At 76.3% G+C, this 13,090-nt stretch carries 12 protein-coding genes; 5 read left to right on the top strand and 7 right to left on the bottom strand.

Annotated features, from left to right (window positions below):
* The 7 genes from BMZ16_RS05500 to BMZ16_RS05470 all read right to left on the bottom strand — a co-directional run bounded on the left by BMZ16_RS05500 (nt 1) and on the right by BMZ16_RS05470 (nt 7,573).
* Nucleotides 1-1,614, bottom strand: a complete 1,614-nt coding sequence (locus BMZ16_RS05500; protein ID WP_089798497.1) for a succinic semialdehyde dehydrogenase — start codon at nt 1,612-1,614, stop codon at nt 1-3.
* Between the two features lie 101 nt (nt 1,615-1,715).
* Nucleotides 1,716-3,431, bottom strand: coding sequence for a phosphoenolpyruvate--protein phosphotransferase (gene ptsP / locus BMZ16_RS05495; RefSeq protein WP_218143311.1), 1,716 nt, complete (start codon nt 3,429-3,431; stop codon nt 1,716-1,718).
* Nucleotides 3,428-3,727: an HPr family phosphocarrier protein gene (locus BMZ16_RS05490; RefSeq protein ID WP_089798496.1), complete on the bottom strand. Its 300-nt coding sequence runs from the start codon at nt 3,725-3,727 to the stop codon at nt 3,428-3,430. The genes ptsP and BMZ16_RS05490 overlap by 4 nt, the downstream gene beginning before the upstream one ends.
* Before the next feature lie 58 nt (nt 3,728-3,785).
* Nucleotides 3,786-5,405 carry a PTS fructose transporter subunit IIC gene (locus tag BMZ16_RS05485; protein ID WP_089798495.1) on the bottom strand — a complete coding sequence of 540 codons (1,620 nt, stop codon included), beginning with the start codon at nt 5,403-5,405 and terminating at the stop codon, nt 3,786-3,788.
* Entirely contained in the window at nt 5,402-5,863 is a 462-nt protein-coding gene (locus tag BMZ16_RS05480; protein WP_089798494.1) for a PTS sugar transporter subunit IIA, read from the bottom strand. Before BMZ16_RS05480 ends, BMZ16_RS05485 begins: the two co-directional genes overlap by 4 nt.
* Before the next feature lie 4 nt (nt 5,864-5,867).
* A complete protein-coding gene (pfkB, locus tag BMZ16_RS05475; RefSeq protein WP_089798493.1) occupies nt 5,868-6,815 on the bottom strand; it encodes a 1-phosphofructokinase in 948 nt (315 codons plus the stop codon).
* Nucleotides 6,812-7,573 carry a DeoR/GlpR family DNA-binding transcription regulator gene (locus BMZ16_RS05470; protein WP_089798492.1) on the bottom strand — a complete coding sequence of 254 codons (762 nt, stop codon included), beginning with the start codon at nt 7,571-7,573 and terminating at the stop codon, nt 6,812-6,814. Before BMZ16_RS05470 ends, pfkB begins: the two co-directional genes overlap by 4 nt.
* Nucleotides 7,574-7,852: 279 nt before the next feature.
* On the opposite strand from BMZ16_RS05470, the gene BMZ16_RS05465 reads away from it, so the two are divergent.
* Genes BMZ16_RS05465 through BMZ16_RS05445 form a run of 5 tightly spaced genes read left to right on the top strand, consistent with a single transcriptional unit; the run spans nt 7,853 to nt 12,992 of the window.
* Nucleotides 7,853-8,908 carry an iron-siderophore ABC transporter substrate-binding protein gene (locus BMZ16_RS05465; RefSeq protein ID WP_089798491.1) on the top strand — a complete coding sequence of 352 codons (1,056 nt, stop codon included), beginning with the start codon at nt 7,853-7,855 and terminating at the stop codon, nt 8,906-8,908.
* Nucleotides 8,905-9,960 (top strand): FecCD family ABC transporter permease, encoded by a 1,056-nt coding sequence (locus BMZ16_RS05460; RefSeq protein ID WP_089798490.1) that lies wholly within the window; start codon nt 8,905-8,907, stop codon nt 9,958-9,960. Before BMZ16_RS05465 ends, BMZ16_RS05460 begins: the two co-directional genes overlap by 4 nt.
* Nucleotides 9,957-11,015: a FecCD family ABC transporter permease gene (locus BMZ16_RS05455; protein WP_177199593.1), complete on the top strand. Its 1,059-nt coding sequence runs from the start codon at nt 9,957-9,959 to the stop codon at nt 11,013-11,015. The genes BMZ16_RS05460 and BMZ16_RS05455 overlap by 4 nt, the downstream gene beginning before the upstream one ends.
* Nucleotides 11,012-11,887 (top strand): ABC transporter ATP-binding protein, encoded by an 876-nt coding sequence (locus tag BMZ16_RS05450; protein WP_218143310.1) that lies wholly within the window; start codon nt 11,012-11,014, stop codon nt 11,885-11,887. Before BMZ16_RS05455 ends, BMZ16_RS05450 begins: the two co-directional genes overlap by 4 nt.
* Nucleotides 11,888-11,891: 4 nt before the next feature.
* The gene (locus BMZ16_RS05445) at nt 11,892-12,992 is read left to right on the top strand and encodes an alpha/beta hydrolase (RefSeq protein WP_089798754.1); all 1,101 of its coding nucleotides are present in this window, start codon (nt 11,892-11,894) and stop codon (nt 12,990-12,992) included.
* The last annotated feature ends 98 nt before the right edge of the window (nt 12,993-13,090 follow it).

Raw genomic sequence — 13,090 nt, 5'->3', positions numbered from 1 at the left:
TCAGGGCACGCGCAGGACGCGCTCGAGGCGCAGCAGCCGCGTCAGCGCCCGGGGCCACACCTCGGAGCCGAGCTCGTGGACCTGCCGCATGCCCAGGCCGCGCGACCCGTGCACACCGCGCTGGGCCACGACCGACTGCGTCCAGGTGGTCTCCCAGAGCCCCTCGCGGCCGTGGCGCCGCCCGTACCCGGACGCGCCGACGCCACCCAGGGGCGCCCCGACGCTGCCCCACAGCAGCTGGTGGGTGTCGTTGACGGATACCGCGCCGGCCCGCACCCGCGCGGCGAGCGCGGTGCCGCGCGCCGTCGAGCGGGTCCAGACGGCCGCCACCAGCCCCAGGTCGGAGTCGTTCATGGCGGCGACGGCCTCGTCGTCGGACGCCACCGGGTAGACCGCGACCACGGGGCCGAAGGTCTCCTCGCGGTGGGCCCGCGCCTCGGGCGGCACGTCGGTCAGCACGGTCGGCTCGTAGAAGTACGGCCCCAGGTCGGGTCGCTGCTCACCGCCCGTCAGGACGGTGGCGCCGTGCCCGACGGCGTCCTCGACGTGCTCCACGACCCGCGCCAGCTGCGCGGGCCCGACGAGGGAGCCCATGTCCGCGCGGTAGTCCAGGCCGGACCCGAGCCGCAGCGCGGCCGTGCGCCGGACCAGCGCCGCGACGAACTCGTCCCGCACCTCCTCGCGGACGTAGATCCGCTCGACCGAGGCGCACAGCTGCCCGGCGGAGCCGAAGCACGCGCGGACCGCACCCTCGGCGGTCGCCTCCACGTCCACGTCCTCGGCCACGTACATCGCGTTCTTGCCGCCGAGCTCCAGGGTGACCGGCACACCGAGCTCGCCCGCGCGCTGCGCGACGACGCGCCCGGAGCGGGTGGAGCCCGTGAAGCCGGCGTGGTCGACGTGCTCGAGCAGCGCCATGCCCACCTCGGGGCCACCGACGACGACCTGCAGGAGGTCGGCGGGCAGACCGGCGTCCTCGAGCAGCTCGGCGCACCACAGCAGCGTCAACGCCGTCTGCGGGTCGGCCCGCAGCAGGACCGCGTTGCCCGCGACGAGCGCGGGCAGGGCGTCGCCGAGGCCGAGCGACAGCGGGTAGTTCCACGGGGTGAGCACCGCGACGACCCCGAGCGGGTGGCGCAGCACACGGCCCCGCGAGAACGGCCCCCACAACCCGCGCACGGCCCGCGGCGCGAGCAGGCGGCGCGCCCGCAGCGCGTAGTACCGCGCGGCGTTGGCGACCTCGCCCAGCTCCTCCCAGGCGTGCCCGCGGGCCTTGCCCGTCTCGACCTGCAGGAGGTCGAGCACGTCCGACTGCCGTTCCAGCAGCAGGTCGTGCACCCGCAGCAGGACGGCGGCGCGCTCACCGACGGGACGGGCGGCCCAGAGCCGCTGCGCGGCGCGTGCCCGGCGGGCGGCCTCCGGCAGGTCGGCCGGCGTCGTCACCGGCACGGCCGCGATGGGGGCGCCGGTGAACGGGGCGATGGACGCAGCCGTCCCGTGCCCGGCCGCGGCGACGACGCGACCCAGCAGCGGGCGCACGTCGTCGGGCTCCAGAACGTACGTGGCGAGCGGGTCGGTCTCCGGATCGTGCAGGTCGGCATGCTCGTGCGCCATCGCGCCAGGGTACGCCGCGCACCGGGAGCGCCGCCCGGACGCGCCGCGGCCCGCGGCGGTCGTCCGCGGGACGTCCTCCCGGCCGCGCCGGCGGGGACGCGTCAGAGGGCCAGGGTGGTGCGCACCTCGTGGTCGACGAGGGCGAGGGCCGCCGCGCGCGCCTCCGGGGCGGTCCTCGCCGCCAACGCGGCGTCGGCGATCTCCTCGCAGGTCAGCAGGGTGTGCCGACGCAGCGCGTACCGGACGGCCGGGAGGGCGCCCGGGGCCATCGACAGGCTGGTGACGCCCAGGCCGGCGAGCACGAGGGCCATCAGCGGGTCCCCCGCGGACTCCCCGCACACGCCGACCGGCTTGCGGGTGGCGCGCCCGGCGCGGGCGGTCGCGGCGACGAGGTCGAGCACGGCGGGCTGCCACATGTCGAGCAGGTCGGCGAGCTCCCCGCGCAGCCGGTCCGTCGCCATCGCGTACTGCGCGAGGTCGTTGGTGCCCAGGGAGACGAAGTCGACCTCGGCGAGGACGTCCACCGCCCGCAGCGCGGCGGCCGGGACCTCGACCATCACGCCGACGGTGTCCACCCCCGCCGCCCGGGCCCGGGTCGCGAAGTCGCGGGCCTCGTCGGGCGTCGCCACCATGGGCGCCATCACCCACGGCGACGCGCCGGTGGCCGCGCGGGCGCGGCCCAGCGCGGCCAGCTGGGTGTCGAGCAGCTCGGGGTGGGCGCGCACCAGCCGGTACCCGCGGACCCCGAGCGCGGGGTTCTCCTCGTCGGGGAGCGTGGCGAACGCCAGCGGCTTGTCGGCACCGGCGTCCAGGGTCCGCACGACGACCTTGCGACCGGCCGCCGCGCGCAGCACGGCGGTGTACGTCTCGGCCTGCTCCTCGACGCTCGGCGCGGTCGCGCGGTCGAGGAAGAGCACCTCGGTGCGGAACAGCCCGACGCCCTCGGCGCTCGCCACGAGACGCTCCGCGTCCGCCGCCGTGCCGATGTTCGCCAGCAGGCCGACGGCGCGGCCGTCGGCCGTCGCCCCGGGGGCGGTGTCGTCCGCGAGCATCACCTCGGTCGCGCGACGACGCTCGAGGGCGGCGCGCACGTCCTCGCCGGGATCGGGGAGCACGGTGCCCGCGGCGGCGTCCACCGCCACGACGGTCCCCTCCTCCAGGCCCGTGGCGCCGGCGACCCGGACCACGCACGGCAGCCCCAGCTGCCCGGCGATGATCGCGGTGTGCCCGGTGGGACCGCCGAGCTCGGTGACGATGGCGACGACCTTGGTGAGGTCCAGCGCGGCGGTGTCCGCCGGGGCCAGGTCCCGCGCGACGACCACCGAGGGCCGGTCGAGGTACGGCACGCCCGGCTCGGGCAGCCCGAGGGTGCGCGCCACGACGCGGTCACGCACGGAGCGCAGGTCCGTGACCCGCTCCGCGAGGTAGCCCCCCGCCTGCTCGAACATGCCGGCGAACGTCTCGACGACGCCGTCGACGGCCGCGACGGGAGGCTCCCCGGAGTCGATGCGGGTGAGCACCTGGCCGCGCAGCGCCGTGTCGTCGGCCATCTGGGCGGTCGCGGCGAGGACGTCGCGGACCGTGCCCGTCGCGGTGGCGGCCTGCTCGCGCAGACCGGCGGCGACGTCCGCGAAGGCGCGCTCCACGACCTCCCGCACCCGGGCCGGGGCCGCCTCGACGCCGTCCACCACGAGGGGTGCGCCGGGGTCCACCGCCGGCGCGGCCCGCACGAGCGCGACCGGCCCGACCGCCGCGCCGCGGCCCACGCCCACGCCGTGCAGGACCCCCGCGGGGGCGCCCACCGGTGCGGCGGTCACGACGCCGCCCCCGACGGCGCCGGCGCGTCGGGCGCGTCGAGGTCGGTGGCGAGCAGCGCGACGAGCTCGTCGAGCAGGCGGTCCGCGTCCGGGCCCTCCGCCGCGAGCGTCACCTCCTCACCGTGCGGGACGCCCAGGGACATCACGAGCAGGATGCTCGACGCGTCGACGGGCGCACCGCCCGGCCGGGCGATCGTGACGGGCACGCCGCCGGCGGCGACGGCCTGGGTGAACAGCATCGCGGGGCGGGCGTGCAGCCCGACGCGCGACGCGACGGCGACGGTGCGCTCGGCCATGGGTGGTCTCCTTCGACGGGTGACGGCAGGTGCCGGGGTGCGGTGGGCAGCGGACCTCTCAGGCCGCGGCGAGCTCGGGGTCGCGCGCCTCCTCGGCGGCGCGCTCGGCCGCGACGGCGGGGTCGTGCGCGAGCGTCTTGAGGACCACGACGACCAGCGCGCTCACGAGGGTCCCGACGACGACGGCCAGCAGGAACCCCGCGGGGTTGCCGATGAGCGGCAGCACCCAGATGCCGCCGTGCGGCGCGACGAGCGTCGAGCCGACCGCCATGACGATCCCGCCGGTCGCGGCCGACCCCACGACCGACGACACGATGACGCGCCAGGGGTCGGCGGCCGCGAACGGGATGGCCCCCTCGGAGATGAACGAGGCCCCCAGCAACCACGCCGCCTTGCCGTTCTCCTGCTCGGCGTGGGTGAACAGCCGCTTGCGGACCGTGGTCGCCAGCGCCAGGGCGAGGGGTGCGACCATGCCGGCGCCCATGACCGCGGCCATGATCCGGTACTGCGTCGCGTCGGTCGCCAGCCCCTCGGTCGCCAGGCCCGTGACGGCGAACGTGTAGGCCACCTTGTTGACCGGGCCGCCCAGGTCGAAGCCCATCATGGCGCCCAGCAGCAGCCCCAGGAGCACGGCACTGGTCCCGGACAGCCCTTGCAGCCAGCTCGTCAGCCCGTCCATGGCCGCGGCGATGGGCCGCCCGACGAGCACCAGCATGACGATGCCGACGATCGCGGACGACAGCAGCGGGATCACGACGACGGGCATGATCCCCCGCACCCCGCGCGGCACCTTCCACCGGCTGATCCACAGCGCGACCCCACCGGCGAGGAAGCCCGTCACCAGGCCGCCGAGGAACCCGGCGCCGACGAACCCGGCGGCCGCACCGCCGACGAACCCGGGCACCAGGCCGGGGCGGTCGGCGATCGCGTACGCGATGTACCCGGACAGCACCGGGACGAGGAACCCGAAGGCCAGCTGGCCGGTCGCCAGCAGGACGACGGACCAGTCCTGCAGCGACGCGGGGTCGAACGACGCGATCACCTCGGCCTGGTCCACCGCGGTGACCTCGATGGCCCCCTCGGCCCCGCCCCACGCGACCTGCGCGAGCATGTAGGACAGGGCGATGAGGATCCCGCCGGCGGCGACGAACGGGATCATGTACGACACGCCGGTCATGAGCCACTGCCGCACGCGCGTCCCCGCGCCGACGCTGCGGGCGGGCCGTGCGGCGGGCCGACCTCCGGCGGGCGTCGCACCGGACCCGGCGGCGACCGGACCACCGCCGTCGCCGCCACTCCCGCCCCCGGCCGCGCCGCCGGTCGCCCCGCCCGCGGGCGGCGCCGTCTCCCCCGCGCCACCGCCCGCCCGGCTCGCCTCGACGGCCGCGACCGCTGCCGCCAGCACACCGGGCGCGTCGTGGACCGCCTTCTGGACGCCGACGTCGACGAACGGCTTGCCGGCGAACCGCTGCTTGTCCTTGACCTCGAGGTCCGCGGCGTAGATGACGCCGTCCGCCTCCGCGATGACCGCCGGGTCCAGCGGGGTGGAGCCGGCCGACCCCTGCGTCTCGACGTGGACCTCGTGGCCGGCGGCGCGACCCGCCTGCTCGAGGGCCTCGGCGGCCATGTAGGTGTGGGCGATCCCCGTGGGGCACGAGGACACGGCGACGATCTTCATGTCGGGACCACCTCTCGCGTCACGATCTCGGACACCGTCGCGGCGTCCGGCGCCTCGAGCAGCGACGTGCGGAACGACTCGTGCACGAGCCGTCGCGCGAGCGCCGCGAGGATCTGCAGGTGGTCGGCGTCGCCCGACGCGGGGGCCGCGATGAGGAACACGAGGCGCGCCGGCCCGTCGGGCGCTCCCCAGTCCACGCCCTCGGCGAGCTTGCCCACGGCGAGGCTGGGCGCGACGACGTGCTCGGAGCGGGCGTGCGGCAGGCCGATGCCGCCGGGCATGCCGGTGGCCATCTGCGCCTCGCGCGCGGCGACGTCGGCCGCGAACCCGTCGGCGTCGGTCACCCGCCCGGCCGCGACGAGCAGGTCGATCAGCCGGCGCGTCACGGCGGTGCGGTCGGTGGCGACCAGGTCGACGGCGACGAGGTCGGGGGTGATGAGCGGGGTGGTCGTGCTCATGTGGTCAGAGCTCCTTGAGTGCCAGGTCCGGGTCGGGGCCCTCGACGACGCGGACGGCGCCGAGGTCGATCTGCTCGGGGGCAGGGACGGCCGTGCCGGGCAGCAGCACCGCGGCACGCCCCCACGCCACGGCGGTGCGGAGCTTGGCGACGGCCGTGCCGGGGGTGGCGACGAACCCCGCGAGCGTGGCGTCGCCCGCGCCGACGGTCGACAGCGGCACGAGGGGCGGTCCCCCCGCCCACCACGTGCGGTCCTCGAGGACGAGGAGCGCACCGTGCGCACCGAGGCTCACCAGGACGGCCCGCGTGCCCAGCGCGATGACCTCCCGCGCGGCGGTGACGACCTCGCCCACCGTGACCAGAGGGCGGCCCACCAGCTCGGCCAGCTCGTCCTCGTTGGGCTTGACCAGGGCCAGCCCGCCCGAGCGGACGGCACGCGCGAACGGTGCGCCCGAGGTGTCGAGCACCACGGGCACGCCGTACCGACCGGCCATGCCGCTGAGCCGCACGTAGAACGAGTCCGCCGCACCCGCCGGGAGCGACCCGGCGGCCACCACCGCGCGGGGGCCGGCGCCCAGCTGCATCTCCACCGCGTCGAGCAGCGCGTCGACCTCGGCGCCGGACAGCGTGTGCCCGGGGGCGTTGACCTTGGTGGTCGCGCCGTCCGCCTCGGACAGGGTGATGTTGCTGCGGGTGCTGCCCGCGACGGGCACGGGGACGGCCGGCACGCCGTGCTCGGCGAGCAGGGCGACGAGCTGGGCACCGTCCGCGCCGCCCACGGGCAGGACCGCGAGCGCGTCCACGCCGTTGCGGCCGAGCACACGGGCGACGTTGAGCCCCTTGCCGCCGGGGTCCACGTGCGTGGCGTGGGCGCGGTTCACCTCCCCGACGAGGAGGCGCTCGACGTCGAGGGCCCGGTCGAGGCTGGGGTTGGGTGTCACCGTGACGATCACGCGCGCACCACCCTGACCCCGGCCGCCTCGATGCCGTCGACCGCCTCGGGCTCGACGTCGGAGTCCGTGACGAGGGTGTCGACGTCGGCGACGTCGACGACGTGCGCGAGGTCGACGTGGCCCACCTTGGTGTGGTCGGCGAGCACCACGGTGCGGCGGGCCGCGGCGACGAGCGCCCGCTTGACGGCGGCCTCGGCGAGGTCGGGCGTGGTGACACCGTGCTCGACGCTGATGCCGTCGGCGTCGAGGAACGCGACGTCGACGTGGATCTCGGCGAGGTCACGCAGCGCCCACGTCCCCATGGCGGCCGGCGTGCGCCCGCGGACCGTGCCCCCGACCAGGTGCAGGACGGCGCCGGGACGGGCCGCCAGCACCGTCGCGACCGGCAGCGCGTGGGTGACCACGGCGAGCTCACGGTCGGTGGGCAGCAGCTCGGCGAGCCGGACGGTCGCGGCGCCGGCGTCGAGCAGGACGGCCCCGCCGTCGGGCAGCTCGTCGAGGGCGGCCTTGGCGATGCGCTCCTTCTCGCCCGAGAGCGGCCCCTGACGGTCGGCGAGCCCGGGCTCGAACCCGAGGCGCTCGACGGGGATCGCCCCGCCGTGCACGCGGCGCACCAGACCGTGGCGCTCGAGCGCGGTCAGGTCGCGGCGGATGGTCTCCGGGGTGACGTCGAGCTCCGCGGCCAGCCGCGTGACGTCGACGCGGCCGTCGGCGCGCGCCCGCGTGAGGATCTCCTGGTGCCGCTCCGGTGCGTACACGTCGACTCCGTCCGGTGCCGCCGGTGCGGCGGCTCGTCCAGCATCACCCCGGCCCTGGGAGGCGGCAACTCATCCAGACATGTCCGGACCTGGACAGATGTCCGTTCCTGTGAGGCGCCGCCGGGACGGGCACGAACGGCCCGGCGGGACGTGGCCCACGTCACTCTCCCGCCCCCTCGCGTCGTGCCGTAAGGTAAGGCTCACCTACGAAGCCCGCGCTCGCGGGCCCGTCGGGGCGTCCCGGACGCCCCGACGACTGCGACCCCAGCGAAGGACACCATGCGCACTGCGCCCTCCCGCCGCGCCCTGCGACCCCTGGTCGCACTGACCGCCGCGTCGCTCCTGCTCGCGGCCTGCAGCACCGCCGACCCGGAGCCCGCCGCGACGACCGCCGCCGGGTCGGGCGCCGACACCTTCCCCGTGACGATCGAGAACACCTTCGGCGAGACCACGATCGAGGCCGAGCCGACCCGCGTCGCCACCGTCAACTGGGGCAACCACGACGTGCCGATCGCCCTGGGCATCGTCCCCGTCGGCTTCGCCAAGGCGTCCTACGGCGACGACGACACCGACGGCGTCCTGCCCTGGACGTACGAGGGGCTCGAGGCCCTCGACGCGACCGGCGACGCACTGCCCGTGCTGTTCGACGAGACCGCGGGGATCCCCTTCGAGGCCGTCAACAACACCGAGCCCGACGTGGTGCTCGCGGCCTACTCGGGCCTGACCGAGGAGGACTGGACCACGCTGTCCCAGATCGCCCCCACCGTCTCGTACCCCGAGGCCGCGTGGGGCACGAACTGGAAGGACATGGCCCTGGTCGACGGCCGGGCGCTGGGCCGCGAGGCCGAGGCGCAGGAGCTCGTCGACGACGTCCTCGCCCAGATCGACGACGCGCTGGCCGAGCGCCCCGACGTCGAGGGCAAGACGTTCGCCTACACGTACCTCGCCCCGGACGACCCGAGCACCATCGGCGTGTACACGCCGCTCGACGCGCGCGTGCAGCTGGTCGAGGACCTCGGCATGACCGTCGCGCCCTCGGTCGTCGAGCTCGCGGGTGACACCGACCAGTTCTTCGTCGACCTGTCCGCCGAGCAGGCGGACGTGCTGTCCGACGTCGACGTCCTCATCACGTACGGGGACGAGTCCACGCTCGCCGCGATGCAGGCCGACCCGCTGCTGAGCAAGATCCCCGCCGTCGCGCGCGGGTCCGTCGCGGTCGTGCCGGACGGCGTGCCCCTGGCGTCGGCCACCTCCGGCCCGACGATCCTGTCCGTGCCGTGGGCGCTCGACGCGTACCTCGACCTCTTCCAGGCCGCCGCCGAGCGCGTCGGATGACGCTGACCGCCGCGCCGGGCGCGCCGGCCGCACCCGCAGGGGTGCGGCCGGCGGCCCTGCGCCGGCGGCGCACCGTCGGGCTCGCGCTGTGCGCCCTGGCGGTGCTGCTGGCCGTCGTCGCCTCCCTCGCCTTCGGGACGCGCGTGGTCGGCTGGTCCGACGTCGTGGCCGGGGTGTTCGCCCCCGACACGTCCGACATCGCCCAGGCGGCCGTCCGCTCGCGCGTCGCCCGGACCGTGCTGGGCCTGCTGGTCGGGGCCGCCCTCGGCGTGGGCGGGGCCGTGCTGCAGGGCCTGACCCGCAACCCGCTGGCGGACCCCGCGCTGCTCGGCATCAGCTCGGGCGCCTCGCTCGCGGTCGTGCTGGGCATCATGCTGCTCGGCCTGTCCACGCTCTCGCAGTACGTGTGGCTGGCGTTCGCGGGCGCCGCGATCTCCTCGGTGCTGGTGTACGCGATCGCCTCGCTGGGCCGCGAGGGCGCCACGCCCCTCAAGCTCGCGCTGGCGGGCGCGGCCACCACGGCCGCGCTCGGCTCCGCCGTGTCCATGGTGCTGCTGTCGCGGACCGACGTCCTCGACACGTTCCGGTTCTGGCAGGTCGGCTCCCTGGGTCGCGCCTCGTTCCCCGAGATCGCGCAGGTCCTGCCCTTCCTCGTCGTGGGCACCGTGCTGGCGCTCGGCTGCGCCCGCGGCATGGACGCCATCGCGCTCGGTGACGACGTCGCGGTCGGGCTGGGGCGGCGCGTCGGTGCCGTGCGGGCCGTCGGCGGGGCCGCCGCCGTGCTGCTGTGCGGCACCGCCGTCGCGGCCGCCGGCCCCATCGGGTTCGTCGGTCTGGTGGTCCCGCACCTCGCCCGTACCTTCACGGGGCCCAGCCACCGGTGGCTGCTGCCCTCCTCCGCAGCCCTCGGGGCCGCCCTGCTGCTGGCCGCCGACGTCGTCGGCCGCGTCGTGGCCCGCCCGCAGGAGATCGAGGTCGGCATCGTGACCGCCGTCCTGGGCGCCCCGGTCTTCATCGCGATCATCCGGCGACGCAAGGTGGCCGAGCTGTGACCGCCGTGCTGCCGCCCGCCACCACCGTGCCCACCGGTGCGACCGTCGCCCGCGGGCGGCGCGCCCGGCTGCGCCGGCGACGGGTCGTGCTGCTGGTCCTCGCGGTCGCGGTCGTCGCGGTCGCCGGGGTGGCGCTGTGCGTCGGCGAGCGCTCGTACCCGCCGAGCGAGGTGCTGCGCGTGCTGCTGGGCGAGCAGGTGCCCGGTGCGTCGTTCAACGTCGGGGTGCTGCGCACCCCGCGCGTGCTCACCGGTGTGCTCGTCGGGATCGCGTTCGGCATGGGTGGTGTCGTGTTCCAGACGATGCTGCGCAACCCCCTGGCCAGCCCCGACATCATCGGCGTGAGCGCCGGGTCGAGCGCCGCGGCGGTCGTCGCCATCACGATGTTCGGGCTGTCCGGCACCACGCTGTCCGCCGTGGCGGTCGTCGCGGGCCTGGTCGTGGCCGCCGCGATCTACGCGCTGTCCTGGCGCAGCGGCGTCCAGGGGGCGCGGCTCGTGCTGATCGGCATCGCCGTCGGCGCGATGCTGGACTCGGTGATCGCGTACGCCCTGACCCGCGCGGGCGTCTACGACGCGAGCGAGGCGCTGCGCTGGCTCACGGGCTCGCTGAACTCCGCGTTCTGGCCCGGTGTCGCACCGCTCGCGGGCGCGTTGGCCGTGCTGGTGCCCACCCTCCTCGTGCTCGCCCGGCGGCTTCCCGCCCTGCAGCTCGGCGACGACGCGGCCGCCGGGCTCGGGGTGCGCCCCGACCGTTCGCGGCTGGCGCTGCTGCTGGTGGCGGTCGCCGTCATCGCCGTCGCCACCGCGGCGACCGGTCCGATCGCCTTCGTCGCGTTCCTGTCCGGCCCCATCGCGCACCGGCTGGTACGCGGCACCGGGTCGCTGCTGGTGCCCGCCGCCCTCGTCGGGGCGCTGCTCGTGCTCGTCGCCGACCTGGTCGGCCAGCACCTGCTGGTGCACCGCTTCCCCGTCGGCGTCGTCACCGGCGTCCTCGGGGCGCCCTACCTGCTCTGGCTGCTGGCCAGGACCAACCGCTCCGGAGGATCCCTGTGACGGACCCCGTCCACACGCTCGCGGTCGAGGGCGTGACCGTCGGCTACGACGAGCGGGTCGTGGTGCACGACATGACCCTGGAGGTCCCGCCCGGCGCCGTCACGGCCATCGTGGGTGCCAACGGCTGCGGCAAGTCGACGCTGCTGCGGGCGATGGCCCGGCTGCTGCGCGCCCGCGCCGGCCGTGTGCTGCTCGACGGCACCCCCATCGACGCCATGCCGTCGCGGGAGGTCGCCACCGTGCTGGGGCTGCTGCCCCAGGCTCCGGTCAGCCCGGAGGGCATCGCCGTCGCCGACCTGGTCGGGCGCGGGCGGTACCCGCACCAGGGCTGGTTCCGGCGCTGGACGGCGGAGGACGACGCCGTGGTCGAGGAGGCGCTGCGGGCCACCGACATCCTCGACCTGGCCGACCGACCCGTCGACGAGCTCTCCGGCGGGCAGCGGCAGCGCGTGTGGATCGCCATGGCGCTCGCCCAGCAGACCGACATCCTGCTGCTCGACGAGCCCACGACCTTCCTCGACGTGGCGCACCAGGTGGAGGTCCTCGACCTGCTGGTGGACCTCAACCGCGACCACGGCACGACGATCGTCATGGTGCTGCACGACCTGAACCTCGCCGCCCGCTACGCCGACCACCTGGTCGCCATGACCGACGGGCGGCTGTACGCGCAGGGCGACCCGTCCGACGTCGTCACCGAGACGATGGTGCGCGACGTCTTCGGGATGGCCGCGCGCGTCGTGCCCGACCCGGTCAGCGGCTGCCCCCTCGTGCTGCCCCTCGGCCGGCACCGCACGGGCCGGGCAGCGCAGCCGTCCGACGACGGCCCCCGCGTGCCGCCCGCCGAGCGCCCGGCGGCCCAGCCCGTACCGTGAGGTGATGACGTCCGGCGACGACGCTGCCGACCCGGTGCCCGGGTGGCGCCCGGACGTGCTCGGCCCCGGCTACGAGCAGCACACGCTGCCGCTGCCGCCGGACGACGCCGGACCCGTGGTCGCCACCCTCGTCCGCCGGGTCCCGGCCGCGGACGACCCCGACCTGGGGCTGGACGTCCTGTACGTCCACGGGTGGTCGGACTACTTCTTCCAGACCGAGCTGGCCGACTTCTGGGCCACCCAGGGCGCCCGGTTCTTCGCGCTCGACCTGCGCCGCTACGGCCGTAGCCTGCGACCGGGCCAGATCCCGGGGTTCGTGACGGACCTGGCGACCTACGACGAGGACGTCGCCGCCGCCCGCGCGGTGATGGCGCAGGACGTGCCACCGGACCGGCCGCGGCGGCTCGTGGTCATGGGCCACTCGACCGGTGGGCTCACCCTCAGCCTGTGGGCGGCGCGCCACCCGGGCGAGGCGGCCGCGCTCGTGCTGAACTCCCCCTGGCTCGAGCTCCAGCTCCGTGAGGTCGGACGCGCGCTGCTCGAGCCCGTGCTGCTGGCCGACGCGTGGCTGCGGCCCGCCCACCGGCTGCCGGTGGTCGACCGCGGCTACTACACCCGCGTCCTGTCCGACACCTACGGCGGCGAGTGGCACTACGACCTCACGTGGCGTCCGGAGCGCGGGTTCCGCGTCACCTCCGGGTGGCTCGCCGCGATCCTCGCCGGGCAGGACCGGCTCGCCCGCGGTCTGGACCTGCAGGTGCCGGCCCTCGTGCTGCTCTCGACCCGCAGCGCGCTGCTGCCCCGCTGGGACCCGTCGATGACGCGGGCGGACGTCGCGCTCGACGTCGACGGCGTGGCCCGCCGGGCGGCCGACCTGGGCCGGCACGTGACGATCATGCGCATCGCGGACGCCCTGCACGACGTGGTGCTGTCCCCGCCCGCCGTGCGTCGGGAGGCCTACGCCGCGACGGCGCGGTGGCTGGCGGGCACGGTGACGCTCGGTGCCGCGGCGGCCGCCGCCGACCGTGCGCCGCGGCCCCGCGGACCCGCACCGTCGCGCCCGCGCCTGCCCGTGCGGCGACCGGGCCGGCACCGCCGCCGGTGAGGCGGCGGGGCCGGCCGGATCAGGTCGACCGGATCAGGTCGACCGGTTCAGGTCGGCCGGTTCGGGACGGCTGGTTCAGAACGGCTGGTTCGGGACGG

The sequence above is a fragment of the Cellulomonas sp. KH9 genome, from assembly GCF_900114185.1.
GTDB lineage: Bacteria > Actinomycetota > Actinomycetes > Actinomycetales > Cellulomonadaceae > Cellulomonas.
Note: the sequence above shows the minus strand (reverse complement) of the source record. Positions and strands in the feature narration are given on the sequence as shown.

Bases quoted from the DNA above. Each gene is read 5' to 3' on its own strand.
- BMZ16_RS05500 (WP_089798497.1), bottom strand. From the start codon at position 1,614: ATGGCGCACGAGCATGCCGACCTGCACGATCCGGAGACCGACCCGCTC.
- BMZ16_RS05490 (WP_089798496.1), bottom strand. From the start codon at position 3,727: ATGGCCGAGCGCACCGTCGCCGTCGCGTCGCGCGTCGGGCTGCACGCC.
- BMZ16_RS05485 (WP_089798495.1), bottom strand. From the start codon at position 5,405: ATGAAGATCGTCGCCGTGTCCTCGTGCCCCACGGGGATCGCCCACACC.
- BMZ16_RS05480 (WP_089798494.1), bottom strand. From the start codon at position 5,863: ATGAGCACGACCACCCCGCTCATCACCCCCGACCTCGTCGCCGTCGAC.
- BMZ16_RS05465 (WP_089798491.1), top strand. From the start codon at position 7,853: ATGCGCACTGCGCCCTCCCGCCGCGCCCTGCGACCCCTGGTCGCACTG.
- BMZ16_RS05460 (WP_089798490.1), top strand. From the start codon at position 8,905: ATGACGCTGACCGCCGCGCCGGGCGCGCCGGCCGCACCCGCAGGGGTG.
- BMZ16_RS05445 (WP_089798754.1), top strand. From the start codon at position 11,892: ATGACGTCCGGCGACGACGCTGCCGACCCGGTGCCCGGGTGGCGCCCG.